We start from the raw sequence: 836 nt of genomic DNA on the forward strand, positions 1-836 counted from the left end.
GTTTCATAATGTGAGTTGTGACGATTAAAGAAGTCTAATAAGGTTTGCTTTCTGGCTTTTTTAACCGCGGTGAGCGATGGCCATTTACTGATGAAATCACAAAAGATTAAGGTATCTTTTTCTTTAAACCATTCAAGCGCTTGAGGGTAGTAGTTCTTCAACGTTGCAGTTATTTTATTTGATAAATCGACGCCATCTTGTACTACATTACGACGATACTCAACCAGTTGCGCTAATGCTCTCATTGATGTTGACTCAGGTACTATCACTGAGAGTTTATCTATGTGAAGTTTAATCATTTCAACTTGTATGAATGCATCTGTCGGGTCATTTTTTGCGCCGCTAGGCGTGAATGCTTTGCGGTAATTTGCGACCGCGGATGGATTCACCGTAAATAAGACGAGGTGGTCATATTTTGCGAGCGCATAAATTAAGGGACCTTTTTTAAGTTCACACACAACAGCAATTTTCTGATCTGGGTAACGCAGCTTAAGCTCCATTGCCCATTTGTGAAGCGCTTCTGGTTTATGTTTTATAATGGTGTAGTGATATTGTTTGGTGTTTTTTGGGTGCTCACATATATCATGTTTTTTGTCAGCCCAATCGATACCAATAAGTGCAGCGAAATCATCGACGTTATATGCTTTCATTTTGATGCTCCAGCGAGTAAAGTTATAGATGGAATGTGCTTAAGTCTCGTTTCTCGCAGGTCTTATAGATAGTCGTCGTAGGCGATCCCTGAGTATGCGTTTTGAAGCGAGTAGCTCTGTTGGTTCGAACGTCTTGTTAGAAACATTGGATGTTTGCCGTTCAATATTCGTAACCAACAGAGGCAT

Annotated in this window: 1 protein-coding gene; it reads right to left on the reverse strand. The window is 40.2% G+C overall.

Annotated elements, in window-relative coordinates:
* A partial coding sequence (locus H4J57_RS19495; protein WP_182243991.1) for a transposase occupies nt 1–650 on the reverse strand: 650 nt, incomplete at its 3' end.
* Nucleotides 651–836: the final 186 nt, after the last annotated feature.

The sequence above is a fragment of the Colwellia sp. BRX8-7 genome (assembly GCF_014077275.1).
Lineage (GTDB): Bacteria > Pseudomonadota > Gammaproteobacteria > Enterobacterales > Alteromonadaceae > Colwellia_A.